This is a genomic window from Hungatella sp. SL.1.14 (assembly GCF_024460495.1).
GTDB classification, from domain to species: domain Bacteria; phylum Bacillota; class Clostridia; order Lachnospirales; family Lachnospiraceae; genus Hungatella; species Hungatella hathewayi.
The window spans coordinates 137,168-154,116 of sequence record NZ_JANFYJ010000009.1; the positions used below are offsets into that span (position 1 = coordinate 137,168).

A 16,949-nucleotide genomic window follows, 5' to 3' on the forward strand; every position below is an offset into this window, starting at 1 on the left:
TATGGTTTTTATACGTTTTTGTCCTGTTCTTCTAAAATTCGTAAAATACTTTTTACCATTCGATATGAAACTTGAATGTTTTCACCGTTCTTCATAGTAACTGTCCTGTTCAATGCACAATACTCTTTCATATTTCTTATATTTATCAGTGTAGAGCGGTTACAAAAGCAGAAGCTTTCGTTTAAATGAGAAGCTACCGTTTTCAGTGTACCTGACATTCTCCTGACACCATACCATGTATATATTTCAATCGAATGAGAATTTTCTCCGCTCGTTATATAAAGGATATCATCCTGGTCCATTTGAACAGAACTATGATCCGCCTTTATAATCAGCCTTCTGTTTTTCGTCACTAAATATCTATGATAATTGTTACTGGCTGCCTCCATACAAGACGTCATTCTTTCTTCCAGATTTCCTGGTTCATCTTTTAATATAAAATCCATGGCTTCCACATTCAACTTGAATGTCATAGAGGCCATTTCATCATGAGTAGTAATAAATACAAGATAACCACGGGGATCATAGACGCGTATCTTTCGAGCAAGCTTCAGTCCGTCCATCTCTGCTTTCAAATCAATATCAAGGAAATAAAGGCCCACAGAATCAGCCATTTCTAAATGTCTCAGAAGCTCTTCAGGTTGTGTTGTCCAACAATACAATTCCATATCCATATCATGCATCATCAAATACTTTTTAATAATATCCTTCCAACGCTTCAGTTGTACATCATCATCCTCACACAAGTAAATATTTATCATAGTTTTCCCTCATCAACCAGGATTCTCTATTGTCAGGCACTGTGTAAAAAATGGTTCTTTAAAATTGGTATCCCAGATAACATTTGAATACTTTTCCAAAAGCTCTGTAGCATTAGCTAACCCGATTCCCCGGTTTTCGCCCTTACCAGAAATCCCCGGCTGATTAATTTCCGAAATGCTTACAGGCAAAGGGATAGATGTATTTTGAACCAGAATCACTAAACTATTTTTCTTATAGGTCATACAAAATTTCAAGAGTTTCTCATCGGTTTCTAACGCAGCTTCAATAGCATTATCCAAAAAAATTCCAAGAACCCTTGCCAGATCCAGGGAATCCATAAAAAGTTCTATAATTTGCTCTTTTACCTCGATTTCCGTGTAGACTCCAAGCCCAATGCTATAAATCAGTTTTGAAGAAACCAGACTCTTTAATTCCATATTTTCGATTCTGCTCAAAGAATCAAGTTTAGTATCCTTCCCCTCCAGTCCATGTCCCGTCGGCATGATTTTATTGTAAAAATATGTGCTCAGAGCAGGCATATCGTTGTCACTGATAAAACATTCCAACGTGATCAGAATATTCAAATAGTCATGTTTAAATCTACGCATATCGCTATAGGATTCTTCCAGTTTTTTTGTATAACGCTGCGAATTCTCATACTGAGCCTCTCTGCTCTTCATTTGCTGGTAAGATAATGTCTTCCTGTATATAGTAAAAATCAATAAACCTGTCATCATAAATAGCATAAGAAATATGATCCCTGATAAAGCAATCATTCCGTAACTATATCCCAGATAATCACCGTATGAAATATTAAAAATAAATAAAAATGTAATTAATACCATATAAAGAAATACTTCAACCATCAGCTCCCTGTCAGACCGGAATACGCTTTTAATTTCTTTCAGCTTTGGGCGTATAAAATTTCCTAAACGTTTTATTGTTACACCACAATATATACAGTAAGAAACAGCGAAACTTATAGCAAGAACTTCATCGTTAAACATTGTTTCTATATTCAAATTAAAAATAACACTTATTAACCATTGAAACAAATAATTAAAAGTAACTGAATACAAATACCCCCATAAAGAACAAATAGTGCTAAGTATCTCTCCTTTAGTAAATGCCAGAATCAACAGCACGGCACCTCCAACAGCCAGAAAAGTGACCGTCTGCCCGATTATCCGATAAAAAAAAGTGTTAATTAAACAAATATATGTAAAAACTATTAATCGTTGTTTCATCTGCAACTGGTATGGCAGCAAAAATACGCAAGAAAAATAACTGCACATGCTGCCGCTGATTAAATATATCATATATTCCACTATGTAACTCACCCCTTTTCCTTTTTTATTCTATTCTTTTCCTCTTAAAATGTAAACGAATAACTTTTTATTTTTCTTGCAAAATTATCTTTTTCATTGACACAATTTACGCTCAGGCAGAAAAATTTAACATTTGCTGAGAAAATATTATCATATATTTTTTTCTGCTATAGTGATAATAAAGAGGTGATACAGATGAATATTTCAACCATATCTTCCAAACTCATTCTGTGGCTGAATCATATAAGTCCAAAATCAGCGGAAGAAACGGCCGTATTAAAATATGGTATGGAACTTTTCTTAGAAAACTCAATCAAGCTCCTTATCATTTCTTTTGCGGGCCTATTGATCGGGAAAGGAAAAGAAACTCTTATAATCTTGTTTACATTTTGTATGTTCCGTTTACAGGCTGGAGGCCGACATGTTAAGAGTAATATCGGCTGTACTCTGTGTATGACCGGAATATGGGGCATTTCTCTGGCTGCCAATGATTACTTTACTTTTTCTCTTCCAATAATTGAATTCATTTTTGCTATTTGTACTGTAGAGATCTTATTATGGGTACCTCAAAGCATTAATATTGAATATTTTTCATGCAAAGAAATAATCCAGAAAAAACTATATTCAATCACATTCTTGTTTTGTATTTTACTGATTTCTGCTCTTTTCCCTGATCTAAGAGGACTAATCGTATCACCAGTTATTCTTGAAGCGATAACATTGCTTCCTAAATATAAAGAAAAAGAGGTGCTAAATGATGAAAGAAAAAATTGTTAAACGTATCCAAAAAATGTTGCTGCAAATTTCCACGGATTCTGTTGGAAGGAGTTTTCCAGTAAATATGCATGAAAGGAAAGTTCCAGATGAGGTAATTAAATTTATATTGAATTACCATAAAGATGGAGAATAATATATTGTGGTATTTTAAAAATTCACTTCATCTAAAAAATAAGGAGGCTGAAATTTCTAAAATGAATATTAAAGATTTTACATACAATCTGCCCACAAATCTCGTTCCCAAACAGATTTGCGAGCCGCGAGATGCCGCAAAAATGATAGTGTATCATCGCAATTCACAAGAAATAGAGCATAGAATTTTTAGTGATATAATAGAATATCTTTCGCCAGGAGATTGTATTGTTCTAAATAATACAAAGGTATTTCCCTGTGTACTGCGCGGCGTCAATTGTGATACAGGAGCACAGTTAGAGATAAAATTGACATCAAGAAAGTCCAGGCTTCTTTGGGATTGCAGTATCGAGAGTATCCGCTCACTAAAACCCGGAACTCAATTTTTGTTTGGAAAAAACGAAAAATTGAAAGCTACTGTAATAGAAAAGAACTCATTTGGAACAGGTTATTTGTTTCAATTCGATGAATCAGAAGAATTTGAGGACTGGACCAACAGGAATGGAGAATTTTATCTTCCATTATATTTACCACAAAAATTAAATCATGAACAAGATTATCAAACAATTTATGCAACACAATGGGGATCCATGCAACCGCCTGTAGCTGGAATGCATTTTACAGATAAATTGCTTGAGCGGATACGTAAAATGGGGGTCAATATTGTTTTTGTGACCCTGCATGTGGGCAGGCTAGACAAAATGGATGTTATACATGAGCGGATTAGCGTGGCTGAACATAAAATGTATGAAGAATGGTACTGCATTAATGATGAAACAGCAAAAATACTAAATGAAACTAAAGCAAACGGTAAAAAGGTTTTTGCAATTGGCACAACTGCTATGCGAACAATCGAAAGTGTTGCGAAAAAGCATAACGGAAAGATAATTGCAGAAACAGATTGGACAGATTTATATATTTACCCTGGTTATTCACCATTCTTTTCAGATGCTATGATCAGTAATCTTCAGCCCCCTTTAACAACCAACCTAATATTGGCCTGTACATTTGGAAAAAGTGTAGAAGGCGTTTTAAATATGTATAAAGAGGCCGTAAAAAAAGAATATGGATTTTTGGAATTTGGTGATTGTGCTTTATATATATGACAGGAGGAGTATTTCATGCTATATACAAAAAGAGAAAGTCTTAGCTGGGCATTTAATGAAAACAAAGTAACAATAAAAGATGAAGCTTCAGGCTTTTTTTTCCCTCTTAATGATGTCGGGAGTCTTATATGGGATATGATTGATGGTGTTAATGAAAAAGAGGATATTGTACAGGAAATAACACGATGCTTTGCTGTTACAAAAGACATCGCCGAAAAGGATGTAGAAGAAATGATCAATAGTATGTTGGACTATGATTTAATTGAAAGCGTAAATCCATAGACATGTGCAGAACAACAGGAGGTATTCACATGAAGAAAGTTTATACAAAACCCGTATTGGCAGCACGTCCACTTTGGACAGAGTTATTATATCAGCGTGCTATTTCCATTTAATAGTTTGTTTATTTAAATAACTATTATAGTTCTGTAAATGTTAATTTATTATAATTTTATAAAGTAACTTGATATATGCCTAATTACTGCACATGGCTATGGATTTTTTAAAGGAGACCAGTTATGAAATTAGATGAATTCCGTTATAATCTGCCAGCAAACCTTATTGCACAACAACCGATTAAACCCCGTCACTGTAGCAGATTGATGATAACCAGACGTAATGATAAATCCATTTCAAATTATCATTTCTACGATTTACCAGATTTTTTGGATTCAGGTGATGTATTAGTAATTAACAATACCCGAGTAATCCATGCCGTCCTTAATGGAAAGAAAAAAGATGGCGGAAATATACAAATAAAAATGGTATCACGAAAAGATTTTCATACATGGGATTGCATAGTAGAAACTTTGCGAGAAATCAAACCTAATGACGAGATTATTTTTGGTAATAATGAAATGGTTGGCAAGGTTATTAAAAGAAATTGGTGTGATACCGGTTGGATTATAGAATTTTCTTCTAAAGACGCTAGTATAGATGAAATAATGGATAAATATGGCAAACTGTTTATTCCATTGCATCTCCCACAATCTATGACAGATGAGGAAGATTATCAAACTATTTATGCCGCGGAAAAAGGGTCGTTGCAACCACCCACGGGAGGAATGCATTTTACATATGAACTGTTTGAAACGCTTAAGCAGAAAGGGGTTGTAATAGTAGAAATAACCCAGCACGTAGGCCGCCTGGATAATCGCTTACCCATAGACAACATTGAGTTGCATGAAATGTATGAAGAACATTATAATGTTACTCCGGAAGCTGCTAAAATAATTAACTCTTCCCGTAAAAATGGCCATAGAATTATTGGTGTAGGAACGACCGTAACGAGAACATTAGAGACTGTTGTCGACGATAATGGCATAATTCACCCGGGTACGGGTTGGACTAAGACATATATATATCCAGGATTTAAATTTAAAGCAATCGATGTCTTAATTACTAATTTCCAAAGTCCAGGAATCACCACACTAATTCTGGCGTGTGCTTTTGGGGGGACTGAACTGATAATGCAAGCCTATAACGAAGCTGTAGTACGAAAATATCACTTTTTAGAATATGGCGATAGTCTATGCATAATATAATTTAGTCACAATGGACAATGTATTTATGAGGAAGGATTAACTATGAAATATATTATTGGTGTTGATCAGGAAAGCAGCTTAGTAAGAAAGTTATGCGACTATTTAGAAAATCGCAGTATATCTACCGAAATAATGAAAGAAAATAATTGGGCATCGGTAGCATTAAAAGTTGCATATAAAGTTACTGCACAAGAATATCATGAAGCAGTTTTAATGTGTTCATCAGGAACAGGGATGTCAATAGCAGCTAATAAGGTGAAAGGATGCAGAGCGGCCCTTTGTACCTCGCCATTAATGTCACAATATGCAAAGTTCTATAATCATGCTAATATACTGATAATTCCTATCGAAGAAATGAATGAAGAAAAAATGATTAAAATCGTAGAAAGTTGGCTGGAAACCCCTTACGGGAATGGAGAGGTAGGAATCGCTATTGATGTACTGCGAATGTTCGAAGGAAAGTAAAATAATTTATACTTTAGCGATATCACGTGGCTTTTATATGCTGGGATATTGTGTATTTGCAACTGTTGCTAATATCCTTGTTTTCCAATTTACACAATCTGGCGCAGGAATCGCAGTATTATTGGCACTTAAGAATATTCCGGTTATTGTTATTGGAATCTTTGCTGGTACAATAGTAGACAATACAAAAAAAAGCGTTTTAATAGGCTTTAGCCTGATTGTACAAGCTGTTTTGGCCTTTTCTTTACTTTTTGCCAAACGCGCGGTTGACTTATACATAATTGTTTTTCTGTATATGGTGGTTCATTCATTTTATAAACCAGCCCAAAGTGTAGTAAAACCAATAATGTTGAACGAAAAAACATTACTAAAAGTAAACTCTGTTATTATGGTTATAGAGGAAATCACAACAATAACTGCGAGTGTTTTAATAGGAAGTATTTTTGCTAATGCATATATATTATTGAATATATTTGGAACTATATGTTTATTGTTTGCTGGCATTTCCGTTTTACTAATTATTCTACCTATTGAGCGTAAAAAGTATAATCTAATATATAAAGGTCCAGAATTCCCCAAAATACAGACAGGTTTTTTGAAAGAAACTTTTGATGGTTGGAAGTATTTAATTACCAATAAATATTTATTAGTATTAGCATTTGTTGTAGCTTTAATTTGGTTAGGACTTGGTAGTTTTTCTTCAATACAAATACTATTCGTAGCAGAAGCTTTGCATTTACCAGAACATTATGTAGGATATAGTGAAGCAATTATATCTATTGGTAACATTTTGGGATATCTTTTAGCCCCTTATGCCGTGCATTTACTGATAACTAAAAGAAAAGAAATACTATTAATGGGATTAGGCTATCTTTTGGGAGGAATTGCTTTATGTATCATGGGTAATATTAGTAACATAGTTCTAATAATAGTAGCTTTATGTATATATGCGACTGGTTATGGGTTTTCCAATACAATTGAAGAAACATTAGAACAGACATTACCGGAAGAAAAGTATCTGGGAAAATGTATTAGTATAATTAGCTCTATTGGCACTATAGGCTATTTGCTGGGATCAATAGGCGGCCCACTGCTAACAGATTTTTTGTATGTTGGTTATGTAGTCGAGATAAGTGCATTTATTACTATAGTGACAGGAATAATTATATTGAAAAATACTAACAGACTTGTAAAGGACGATAGCTATGAAGGATAACGCACTTTGGAGTGCAGGCATAAGTGGTGATTTACTAAGCAGAATAGGCCCTCTTAATATTGCTTATGGAGATGGGATATTTCTGTACGATACAAACGGCAAGCAATATTTTGATGCAATGTCAGGAGCATGGGTAGTTAATACCGGGCATGGTCGTAAAGAAATCGCTAATGCCATGCAAGAACAAGCAATACGATTGGGATATATTTTACAAGAGGGATATGTGAATGAACCCGCTCAGAAATTAGCAGAAAAAATCATTCAAATGTTACCAGAGAAAATTACAAATTGTCTTTTTGCATGTGGTGGATCAGAAAGTATTGAAAGTGCCGTGAAAGCTGTAAAACAATTCTATTTTATGGAAGGAAATTATAAAAAAAACAAAATATTAAGCCGCCAGCATTCTTACCATGGAGCGACCTTTGGAGCAATGACCTTTACTGGTATAACTGGTTGGAGGTATCCATTTGGAAAAGGTGTGCCGGGAGCTCGATATACACCTCATCCGTATTGCTATAAATGTGTTCATAAAAATAACGTAACAGGAACGTGTGATCTTTATTGCATTAATGAGATGAAAAAAATTATTCAAGAAGAAGGAGCTGACACAATTGCTGCTTTTATAGCTGAACCGATTTCCATGTCAGCAGGTACCGCGATCCCCCCTCGAAAATATTGGGAAGAGGTCACAAAGCTTTGTCACAAAAATAATATTTTTATTATACTAGATGAAATAATTACTGGTTTTGGAAGAACTGGCAGATGGTTTGGCTACGAACAGTGGGATATTGATGCAGATATTATTGTATTAGGCAAAGGGCTTACTGGTGGATATGCCCCATTATCTGCCCTAACTGTATCCAACACAATTTATGAACGCCTTTTCACACCTGGTTTCATTCATGGATATACCTATTCCGCACATCCTGTTAGCTGTGCAGCCGCACTAAAAAATCTTACGATACTGGAAGATGAAAAATTAGTTGAATCAGTTTTTGAAAAAGGTATATATTTAAAACAGCTACTTGAAGAAACAATATCTAAATATAGTTTTGTAGGTGAAATAAGAACATTTGGCCTTCTGGGCACAATAGAATTAGTAAGAAACAAAGAGACTAAAGAAAGAATGCCATCATTGTTTGCAGATGATATAAAATTAAGTTTGCTTAATCATGGTGTTGCAACTCGTGTCGGAAATCAAATTAATTTAGGTCCTCCGTTTATTATCACCCATCGTGAAATTGAAGACCTTTGTTGGCGAATAGATTGTGCACTCTCTCAAATAAGAAAGGAAGATTATTATTAATCTTTATTTGTTTGAACGTCATTGTGAAATACTTCAAATTTTAATTGATAAAGGGCTGAAAAATAAAACTCTACTATTATATGATGCACATCCAGATGCAGATATAACCTACTGTAATAATTATAATCCTCTCATAGAAACTGATACTATTTGTTATTTAAGTGAAGGAAATTATAGTTTAAGTGATTTTGTAAATGTAATGGGGAAATTAAATATAATTAATCACATTATTTGGTGTCGAAAAGATTTTAATAATCCAGTTGTCCGTGATAAAATTTCGTATGCTTTTTTTTCACAGAGGGGAGGTATAAATAATAGTGATTCTGTTTATTCACGTTATCAAAAAAATAATTTGACTTTTTCATCATACGGATTAAGATGGGAATTACCCGGAGAGGAATTTAACTTTAATTCCATTATTGATCCTAATGAATATATTTTAACAGTAGATTTGGATTACTTTTATAATAACCTGCCTATTAATCCGCAAATTGATTATATTCTAAATGCTGCTGAAAAAAGTGGAATCTCAGATATCTATATTTCTTTATCGTATCAGGGCGGTTATATTAATAAAAAAACGAAAAATGATTTTTGGAAATATATATCTAAGTACCAAAACAACATACAATATGTACAACAATCCAATTTAAAATATCCTTCATCGTTAAATAATTTTTTCGACATCCAATACAAAATAAATACCATGCCGAATAACTCCCGCGAATGTATCGACGAACTAATTATTCTAGAAAAAAAGGGACTGACCTTTCCAAGTCTATATTTTATATTGGCTAAATTATTACGCCAAAACAATGATTTTAAACGTGCATTCTACAATTACGATAAATCCTATATGCTAGTAAAAAATCATCTTAACGTAGCAAATGATTATGCTACCTTACTTATAGAGTTAGGTCAATTCGATTGCGCTAAATCATTACTTAAAGAACAATTGAATATGCATCCTAATAATGTGAATGTAAATTGTAATTTAGGATTAATATATTTTTATACAAATAATTATGATAAGGCTATATATTATTTGCTAAAAGCAGTAAAAAAGAATGTAATATCTTATCAGGCTCTACTGGGTTTAGCTTGTATATATTCTAGTATCAATAATCCTAAAGTCCTAAAAGCAGTTAATAACGGACTAAACAGAACATGGGATAAAGATAAAAAAGCAAATATTTTAAAACCATTAAGACTTAATATGAAAGGGTCGTAAGTTGTTATGATCAAGCTTACCAATCGGCAGGCCAGAGAGTTTTTATTATCAAGGCAGGGACTTATTGGAGACTATATATTTACCGGAAAACAAGGAGTACTTGATTTTATTCATCAAGCCGGCTGTATCCAATATGATCCTATTGATATCTGTGGAAAAAATGCGGACTTAGTTTGTCAGTCAAGAATAAAAGATTTTAACAAAGATATACTTTATGAACTGTTATATTCAGATCGGATTTTGATTGATTATCCTGACAAAAACTTATCTATTATACTTACTGAAGATTGGCCCTATTTTGCACGCTACCGGATAGCTGCTCAATTTAATGCTGCACGCTATCCAGAAATGGAACCATTAATGAAAACAACGGTTTCTTTTATAGAAAAAAACGGTGCAATTTGTTCAAAGGATTTGAAATTTGAAGGGAATATCTCTTGGGAATCCTCTATTCACTGGAGCAATAGTAATAATATGTCCAGAGCAGTATTGGAACAATTATATTCAATGGGTACTTTAATTATTCATCATAAAGATGGGAATCGAAAATATTATGATTTAGCCTCAAAATATATTAATCATGAGTTTTTGAATATAAAAGATCCTTTTGACGATGAATTTAAACATCAGAAATGGCGTATGTTAAGAAGAATTCGTTCTATTGGTCTTTTATGGAATCGTTCTTCAGACGCATGGCTTAATATAGGGGGACTTAACTCACATATAAGAAACAACATTTTTAGACAATTGTTGGAGGAGAACGTCATTGCCGAGGTCCTGGTAGATGGCATAAAAGATATATTATATTGCTGTGTCGATGAATTAAATCTGCTTAATAGTATATCGCATGGTAAAGAACTAAATAGACGTTGTGAATTCATTGCCCCTCTTGATAATCTTCTTTGGGATAGAAAACTTATACAAGCCATATTTAATTTTGATTATAAATGGGAAATATATATCCCTGCAGCCATCAGAAAATTTGGTTACTACGTTTTACCAATCATTTATGGTAATAATTTTATAGGTCGCATTGAACTTATCGTTGATAAAAAAAGAAAAATACTCAACTTTAATAATATCTGGTATGAAGCAGGTATTTCTCACTCCTCCTCCATTTTGAAAGAGTATTTTAACGAAGCTTTATTAAAATTTGCCTTTTTTAATGAATGTAAGAGTATTAGAACTTTCCCAATATAACGGACTGAAAAATGGTTCTAATCCATCATTTGTTACAATAACGTTAGTTCAAAAACAGACCTGTTGTTAACCTGGTACTTTTGAATCAACATTACATAGAAATCTCTGGAGACCCGTCAGGTGCCTTCAGAGATTTTTTGCTTAAAAATTTTATCTATGATATACTTTTATCAGATAAATTGATATCATAATTTTAAAGAAGGAGAACCGCATCATGAAGCATCTGATCGAACAACAGATCGCAGCCACAGCGCCGAACGCGAGTGCTGGTTCCCCAGCTTTTGGAACGAGCTTTAAAGGGACAGGATCTTAACGTATTTCAGAAAGACCTGGAGCGGGCCGGCAAATAGCCGGCCCCGCATTTTGGGGCACACGCTAAAGCTCTTTTATGATCTTCACATCTGACTTTATTGTATTAAGGGCAGCTTCCATGTTAATGAAATTGTCCATCTTTTTTGATATGTCCGCGATATTCGATACCATAGCCGCAATGCTGTCCGCAATATTGTCATCCTGAATAATCTCTACCCTTCTGAGCTGCTTTCCTATGTATTCCAAATCCCCCATCATCTGGTCCTGCCTCTTTGCCAATCCTCTCATCTCATCATAAAGATAATTTAACTTTTCATCTGTTTCCAGAGTGGTAAAACATACTTTTTCGGTCATTTTGAGAAGCTCCTTTCACACGAAACGTTTAATAAAAACACCATTATTGAATATTTTTCCTATAATGGCACTTATGTTTATCAACGTACGGAAAATTAACCGGATTTTATGGTAAATTTCAAAAAATTGTAGACCTGATGGAACCAGATGTGACCAAAAAAGCACCTATGAGAAAAAACGCTTCTCATAAGTGCCATTATAGGAACCATCGATATTTATTTACGAATCTAATTATACTATAGGTGATTCTGAATCGCAAATATATTTACGGCGGCAGAAAGGTAAAGACTCTTAAAAATTCTTCCATGGTCTGCTTATGATTCGTATAACCGGAAGCGGACTACTTTTCAGGCAATCACTTCCGCCCCCCGGTTAAATTCAGCCAGCCGGTTCACTGCAGCGCTCAATGCCTGCTGCATTCCCTCCGTCCTTCTGACTCCCGGCTCATACCAGATGTTTTTCACATTCAGCTGCTGCTCCTTCCGATCGTACGACGCTTCGATTCTGCCGATCAGACGGTCGCCATATAATACAGGCAGTACATAATGGCCGTATTTCCGTTTCTCCGCCGGGGTATAAATCTCCCATTTGTAATCGAAATCAAAGATCATACGAATCAAATTTTATCCCACAGCAGATTATCAAGCGGGGCCAGAAACTCACACCTTTTTTTCCAGTTTTTCCCCGATCCGCACTCATCTGCCAGCTCCCGGTCTTCACTTGCCATATAGAAAGGTTCCGTAATCCCTTCTATCAAAACAGGAACGATGGCATTTTCTTTCAATAGGCTTTCAAAAGCAGACCGGCGTCCTGCAGCATTTAAGTTTAAAATGTTCAGCCAGGCATCCGACGGTCGATTCCATAAAAGGCCGACGGAACGGATTCTCCGCAGAACACGCCATTTCTGGTGTTCCCGTTCATCCGGCAGCGGATCTTTTTGCATTAAAAGCTCCTCCGGGACACAGCGGCTGATCAGATCGTAATATTTTACCGTCCCCTTCTTGTGATGAACCGCCAGGTCACCGGTAAAATATAAATGCTCCAGCGCCGCCCTGGACAGCTTTGTATCACTCCAGTACCAGTGTACCTTTCCCGGCATGTCTAAGTCAGCGGAACAGACCGCTCCCTGCTCTGCGATAATCCCTTTCACCTGTTCACTTACCGTCTCGATATCGGCATGGCTCCGCTCCCACTGCCGGTGCTGTTCCCGATAACACTCAAAATAAGGCCAGTCTTCCGTTGCAAAAATGGAAAGGTTCTTATCGAAGTAATCAATCAGCTGCCTGTCCTGATACAGAAGCTCATGAAGCATCTGCTTCGTAAAGCCCCTTACCCGGGACAACAGCACCAGCTCCGGGCTCCTCCCGCATACGTTAACCGGATCGAATTGGATGCAGCCCACCTGTTTTACAAACTCCAGGATTCCCCGTTTTCCTTCAAACTGGTATCCGCCCAAAAGGCCATGTCTCCGCAGCAAGAAACGTCTTGCCTGCTCTCTGGTTAATTTAACTGTCTCCATTCTGCCTCCCTGTCTGTCATCCTGGTACAGCACTGCATGAATAACGCAGCAATTGAACAAGACTGTACTACTTCAGTCCAAGATATCCCTCAATCAACCGAAGCGTCTGCTCCAGCCCTTCCACATGCGTCCGCTCCGTTCCATGTGACGCATGTACCCCCTGTCCAATCAGTGCGCCCCGGATATTGTGACCGCCGCGCAGAGCCGCTCCCACGTCAGAGCCATAATGCGGGAAAATATCCACGGCATACCCGATCTCCCGCTCCTTTGCAATCTCAATCAGACGGCTTGTCATCTTGTAATCATATGGTCCGGAAGAATCCAGCGCGCAGATGGATACCCGGTATTCATCCCCGGCCAGATCATCCCCCAGCGCTCCCATGTCTACGGCGATAAATTCCTCGATATCTTCCGGAATCCAGCTTGCGCCGAAGCCAACTTCCTCATAATTGCTGATTACAATCTTAAGTGTGCGCTCCGGCTTCACACCGGATTCCTCCAACTCCTTTAAAACTCCCATCAGCACAGCCACGGAAGCCTTATCATCGAGATGGCGTGACTTGATAAATCCGTTTTCTGTATAGACAAACATCGGATCAAAGCTGATATAATCACCGGCGGAGATATCCAGCGCTTTGACATCGTCTTCACTACTTACTCTCTCATCCAGGCGAACTTCCATGTTCTTCGGTTTTCTCTCCAGGGTTTTTGCATCATCATACGTATGAACAGACGGTTCCTTCGTCAGAATCGTACCGGTATACACTTTGCCTGTTCTGGTATGCACTTTACAGTACATTCCCTCAATGCTCTCCATCATAAATCCGCCCACCGGAACGATGCGCAGCATCCCCTCAGAGCTGATGGAACGAACCATAGCCCCCAGCGTATCCACATGGGCGGAAAGCCCCAGAACCACCTCCGTATTTCCCGGCACCTCGATGATGAGACCGCCTTTCCTGCTGTAATGGGACCGGAAACCAAAACCGGCCGCTTCCTTTTCCACCAGAGCCATCACTTCATCCGTAAAGCCGCTGGGGCTCGGAGTATTTACCAGTTTTTCCAAAAAAGAGACCACATAATTCATTGTATCTGTTTTATCACATGTCATCTTAACTATCCTCGCTCTTCTCACATTTTTATTCACACAGCCAGCTGCTACAGCTTTACCCCAGACTGAAGTCTCGATCCCCTGTACGGCAGGGCTGGCGTCCTGATACTGCATGATCCTGCATTACTTCTCACATTGTAGCAAATTCAAATGGCGGTTGCAACCGTTAAAGAAGTATGTTAGAATGAAAAAACAGATTCGGTCTGCACGGTATCGTCGTAATTTACGGATCTTGAACCGGTCAAACTTCTTTAATCATCTAAGGCATTTCTGCCAAAAGTTCCATTGAAAAGTTATGATACGTCTTATTTACAGAAAAGGGATGATCTGCCTTCAGTCATGTCAGTTTTTTGTGTAGCTATTGAATTTTACCACGATTTTATGTATAATGGAGGTATGATACTTGATAAAAATCAACAAAAAGTACAAAGACAGATTATTCCGCATGGTATTCAGTGAAAAAAAGGACTTACTGGAACTTTACAACGCCATGAATGGATCTTCGTACAGTGATCCGGAGGAGCTGGAGATCGTAACGCTGGACGATGTCATTTATATGGGGCTCAAGAATGACGCTGCGTTCATCGTTGATGAGGTCTTAAGCCTTTGGGAACACCAGAGTACATGGAGCCCTAATATGCCGCTGCGGGGTCTCTTCTATTTTTCAGATGAATACCGCAAGTATATCGCAAAAAAGCATTTTAACATCTATGGCAGCCGCCGTCTCATGCTTCCGCTCCCACAGTACGTCGTGTTCTACAACGGCCCCGAGAACAGACCCGAGCGGTCAATCCTTTCTCTGTCTCAGTCCTTTTACCGGACAAACCCGAAGCTTTCGGCGTGCATCGAACTGAACGCCACCGTGATTAACATTAATCGCGGACACAGTAAGGAACTGATGAGGCAGTGCAAAAAGCTGAGAGATTACGCCAAATTTACAGGCCGGGTGCGGGACGAACTGAAAAATGCGTTTTCTTTGGAAGTGGCAGTAGAACGCGCGGTAAATTACTGTATCAAACATGATATTCTTGCGGAATTTCTGTCGGTCCACAGATCGGAGGTGTGTGAAGTGATACTTACAGAATACGATGAAGAACTGCATATCGCCAGCGAGAAAGAATACAGCAGGGAAGAAGGACTGGCAGAAGGACTGGCACAGGGTATCCGGGCCATCATTACAGATAGTTTCAGACAAGGCAGTCCGGAGAACCAGATTATCCTGAAACTGCAGACATATTTTTCACTGAGTTATGAAGAAGCCCTGGAACATCTTAAAGCCTGCAAAGCACATCAGTTATGTATGCCAGATGAACTGGAAAAATTACTTGCAGAAAACGACAAGGAACTGCATATCGCCAGCGAGAAAGAATACAGCAGGGAAGAAGGACTGGCAGAAGGACTGGCACAGGGTATCCGGGCCATCATTATGGAAAACTTAGAAGAACATGTTCCAGAAGAACGAATTATCCAGAAACTGCAGAAATATTTTTCTCTGGATCATGGAAAGGCGGCCGCTTACCTGGAAAAAGAAAAATCAATAACGCGATAGCCTTATCTTCCCCCAATGATCAAAAAGGCTGACAGAGAAATTCCATTTCCCGTCAGCCTTTCTACACTACGATTTGTCAGCACTATGCCCTGTTATTCTTCGTCATCTGTAAAGTTCTTCGTCTCTCCCACAATATAAATCGGCCTGTCCTTTAATTCCGCAAACAGAATCGCAATATAATTCCCGATAATACCGACTATAAGGAAGAGAATCGCAAACATGAAGCAGATCAGCACAATCGTGGTCGCATAACCACTGGGCGTTCCAACCTCTGCCCAGCTCCAGATTGTATATATCATCATAATAATTCCCAGAACACCCGCGAAACCTCCGGCATAGATTCCCAGCTTCAGAGGCAGATTAGAAAAGCACATGATCGTATTCATGGAGAATGTAATCAGCTTCTTAATACTGTACTTGCTTTCCCCTGCCACCCGGTTTCTGGCCTCGTATTCGATGGTTGTCCGCTTAAATCCGATATTCTGCACATAGCCCCGGAGAAACCGGACTTTTTCACGGTAATTCGTCTTGAGCACCTTTGCCGCCTTCTTCGAGACCGCAAAGAAATCAGATGCATTGGGTTCAAATTTCACATCTGAGAGAATATTTATCAGACGGTAAAACGCGGCTCCGGCAAAGTTCTTAAACCAGCCCGCGGACTCATTTTTCGTGCGGACCATGTTGATGACATCATACCCCTCATCCAGTTTTGCAATAATTCCAGGCAGGCATTCCGGCGGATGCTGAAGATCTGCGTCCATGCAGACGATACCGTCACCGCTGCTGTAGTCCATCCCCGCAATCATGGCGGCTTCGTGGCCGAAATTACGGGAAAAATCCACCACCTTCACCTTCTCATCCCCAGCTGCCAGTTCCTTTAAGATCCCGATGCTGCCGTCCTGGCTTCCGTCATTGACGAAAATAAGTTCGTAATCCCAGCTTAAGCTTTTCAGCACCTTCGCCGTCTCCGCATAAAACTGGCGCAGTGCCAGCTCCTCATTATAGCAGGATACGACGACCGATAATTTTCTCTCCAC

Annotated in this window: 18 protein-coding genes; 11 read left to right on the forward strand and 7 right to left on the reverse strand. The window is 37.8% G+C overall.

From position 1 onward, the window contains the following. Positions 1–8: 8 nt before the first annotated feature. Together NE473_RS11900 and NE473_RS11905 are read right to left on the reverse strand one after the other, a co-directional pair. Positions 9–761, reverse strand: coding sequence for a LytR/AlgR family response regulator transcription factor (locus tag NE473_RS11900; protein ID WP_055650411.1), 753 nt, complete (start codon positions 759–761; stop codon positions 9–11). 12 nt (positions 762–773) lie between these two features. Continuing rightward, entirely contained in the window at positions 774–2,081 is a 1,308-nt protein-coding gene (locus NE473_RS11905; protein ID WP_242866150.1) for a sensor histidine kinase, read from the reverse strand. Positions 2,082–2,285: 204 nt separating this feature from the next. Between NE473_RS11905 and NE473_RS11910 the strand changes: the two genes are divergently transcribed. The 10 genes from NE473_RS11910 (at position 2,286) to NE473_RS11955 (ending at position 11,067) form a co-directional block, all read left to right on the forward strand. Further along, the gene (locus NE473_RS11910) at positions 2,286–2,867 is read left to right on the forward strand and encodes an accessory gene regulator B family protein (RefSeq protein WP_055650409.1); all 582 of its coding nucleotides are present in this window, start codon (positions 2,286–2,288) and stop codon (positions 2,865–2,867) included. Next, a complete protein-coding gene (locus NE473_RS11915; protein ID WP_242866148.1) occupies positions 2,845–3,000 on the forward strand; it encodes an exodeoxyribonuclease V subunit alpha in 156 nt (51 codons plus the stop codon). The genes NE473_RS11910 and NE473_RS11915 overlap by 23 nt, the downstream gene beginning before the upstream one ends. A 61-nt stretch (positions 3,001–3,061) precedes the next feature. Beyond that, complete coding sequence (locus tag NE473_RS11920) at positions 3,062–4,105, forward strand: S-adenosylmethionine:tRNA ribosyltransferase-isomerase (protein ID WP_070102799.1); 1,044 nt, start codon at positions 3,062–3,064, stop codon at positions 4,103–4,105. A gap of 15 nt (positions 4,106–4,120) precedes the next feature. Next, positions 4,121–4,387, forward strand: coding sequence for a PqqD family protein (locus NE473_RS11925; protein ID WP_055650407.1), 267 nt, complete (start codon positions 4,121–4,123; stop codon positions 4,385–4,387). A gap of 236 nt (positions 4,388–4,623) precedes the next feature. After that, positions 4,624–5,649 (forward strand): tRNA preQ1(34) S-adenosylmethionine ribosyltransferase-isomerase QueA, encoded by a 1,026-nt coding sequence (queA, locus tag NE473_RS11930; RefSeq protein WP_055650406.1) that lies wholly within the window; start codon positions 4,624–4,626, stop codon positions 5,647–5,649. A gap of 42 nt (positions 5,650–5,691) precedes the next feature. Then, the gene (locus NE473_RS11935; protein WP_055650405.1) at positions 5,692–6,114 is read left to right on the forward strand and encodes an RpiB/LacA/LacB family sugar-phosphate isomerase; all 423 of its coding nucleotides are present in this window, start codon (positions 5,692–5,694) and stop codon (positions 6,112–6,114) included. Next, entirely contained in the window at positions 6,086–7,330 is a 1,245-nt protein-coding gene (locus NE473_RS11940; RefSeq protein WP_055650404.1) for an MFS transporter, read from the forward strand. Before NE473_RS11935 ends, NE473_RS11940 begins: the two co-directional genes overlap by 29 nt. Beyond that, entirely contained in the window at positions 7,320–8,636 is a 1,317-nt protein-coding gene (locus NE473_RS11945; RefSeq protein ID WP_055650403.1) for an aminotransferase family protein, read from the forward strand. The genes NE473_RS11940 and NE473_RS11945 overlap by 11 nt, the downstream gene beginning before the upstream one ends. Positions 8,637–8,643: 7 nt before the next feature. Beyond that, complete coding sequence (locus tag NE473_RS11950; RefSeq protein ID WP_055650402.1) at positions 8,644–9,867, forward strand: tetratricopeptide repeat protein; 1,224 nt, start codon at positions 8,644–8,646, stop codon at positions 9,865–9,867. A 6-nt stretch (positions 9,868–9,873) separates the two neighbouring features. Continuing rightward, complete coding sequence (locus NE473_RS11955) at positions 9,874–11,067, forward strand: winged helix-turn-helix domain-containing protein (RefSeq protein ID WP_055650401.1); 1,194 nt, start codon at positions 9,874–9,876, stop codon at positions 11,065–11,067. A gap of 375 nt (positions 11,068–11,442) precedes the next feature. Here the strand turns inward: NE473_RS11955 and NE473_RS11960 are convergent, their stop codons facing one another. The 4 genes from NE473_RS11960 to NE473_RS11975 form a co-directional block, all read right to left on the reverse strand. Further along, positions 11,443–11,733 carry a hypothetical protein gene (locus tag NE473_RS11960; protein ID WP_055650400.1) on the reverse strand — a complete coding sequence of 97 codons (291 nt, stop codon included), beginning with the start codon at positions 11,731–11,733 and terminating at the stop codon, positions 11,443–11,445. Positions 11,734–12,080: 347 nt separating this feature from the next. Next, positions 12,081–12,344 carry a DNA glycosylase AlkZ-like family protein gene (locus NE473_RS11965; protein WP_256265265.1) on the reverse strand — a complete coding sequence of 88 codons (264 nt, stop codon included), beginning with the start codon at positions 12,342–12,344 and terminating at the stop codon, positions 12,081–12,083. Between the two features lie 5 nt (positions 12,345–12,349). Further along, positions 12,350–13,252 (reverse strand): DNA glycosylase AlkZ-like family protein, encoded by a 903-nt coding sequence (locus NE473_RS11970; RefSeq protein ID WP_256265263.1) that lies wholly within the window; start codon positions 13,250–13,252, stop codon positions 12,350–12,352. Between the two features lie 67 nt (positions 13,253–13,319). Continuing rightward, a complete protein-coding gene (locus tag NE473_RS11975; RefSeq protein ID WP_055650467.1) occupies positions 13,320–14,363 on the reverse strand; it encodes a M42 family metallopeptidase in 1,044 nt (347 codons plus the stop codon). A gap of 403 nt (positions 14,364–14,766) precedes the next feature. Here NE473_RS11975 and NE473_RS11980 point away from each other — a divergent pair, with 403 nt between their 5' ends. Next, entirely contained in the window at positions 14,767–15,912 is a 1,146-nt protein-coding gene (locus NE473_RS11980; RefSeq protein ID WP_070102798.1) for a hypothetical protein, read from the forward strand. Between the two features lie 92 nt (positions 15,913–16,004). Here the strand turns inward: NE473_RS11980 and NE473_RS11985 are convergent, their stop codons facing one another. Next, positions 16,005–16,949 carry a glycosyltransferase family 2 protein gene (locus NE473_RS11985; protein ID WP_055650399.1) on the reverse strand — a complete coding sequence of 315 codons (945 nt, stop codon included), beginning with the start codon at positions 16,947–16,949 and terminating at the stop codon, positions 16,005–16,007.

What these genes read in the sequence shown, in the direction of transcription:
- NE473_RS11900 (WP_055650411.1), bottom strand. Translation starts at nt 761, where the DNA reads ATGATAAATATTTACTTGTGTGAGGATGATGATGTACAACTGAAGCGT.
- NE473_RS11905 (WP_242866150.1), bottom strand. Translation starts at nt 2,081, where the DNA reads ATGATATATTTAATCAGCGGCAGCATGTGCAGTTATTTTTCTTGCGTA.
- NE473_RS11910 (WP_055650409.1), top strand. Translation starts at nt 2,286, where the DNA reads ATGAATATTTCAACCATATCTTCCAAACTCATTCTGTGGCTGAATCAT.
- NE473_RS11915 (WP_242866148.1), top strand. Translation starts at nt 2,845, where the DNA reads ATGATGAAAGAAAAAATTGTTAAACGTATCCAAAAAATGTTGCTGCAA.
- NE473_RS11920 (WP_070102799.1), top strand. Translation starts at nt 3,062, where the DNA reads ATGAATATTAAAGATTTTACATACAATCTGCCCACAAATCTCGTTCCC.
- NE473_RS11925 (WP_055650407.1), top strand. Translation starts at nt 4,121, where the DNA reads ATGCTATATACAAAAAGAGAAAGTCTTAGCTGGGCATTTAATGAAAAC.
- queA (WP_055650406.1), top strand. Translation starts at nt 4,624, where the DNA reads ATGAAATTAGATGAATTCCGTTATAATCTGCCAGCAAACCTTATTGCA.
- NE473_RS11935 (WP_055650405.1), top strand. Translation starts at nt 5,692, where the DNA reads ATGAAATATATTATTGGTGTTGATCAGGAAAGCAGCTTAGTAAGAAAG.
- NE473_RS11940 (WP_055650404.1), top strand. Translation starts at nt 6,086, where the DNA reads ATGTACTGCGAATGTTCGAAGGAAAGTAAAATAATTTATACTTTAGCG.
- NE473_RS11945 (WP_055650403.1), top strand. Translation starts at nt 7,320, where the DNA reads ATGAAGGATAACGCACTTTGGAGTGCAGGCATAAGTGGTGATTTACTA.
- NE473_RS11955 (WP_055650401.1), top strand. Translation starts at nt 9,874, where the DNA reads ATGATCAAGCTTACCAATCGGCAGGCCAGAGAGTTTTTATTATCAAGG.
- NE473_RS11960 (WP_055650400.1), bottom strand. Translation starts at nt 11,733, where the DNA reads ATGACCGAAAAAGTATGTTTTACCACTCTGGAAACAGATGAAAAGTTA.
- NE473_RS11965 (WP_256265265.1), bottom strand. Translation starts at nt 12,344, where the DNA reads ATGATCTTTGATTTCGATTACAAATGGGAGATTTATACCCCGGCGGAG.
- NE473_RS11970 (WP_256265263.1), bottom strand. Translation starts at nt 13,252, where the DNA reads ATGGAGACAGTTAAATTAACCAGAGAGCAGGCAAGACGTTTCTTGCTG.
- NE473_RS11975 (WP_055650467.1), bottom strand. Translation starts at nt 14,363, where the DNA reads ATGACATGTGATAAAACAGATACAATGAATTATGTGGTCTCTTTTTTG.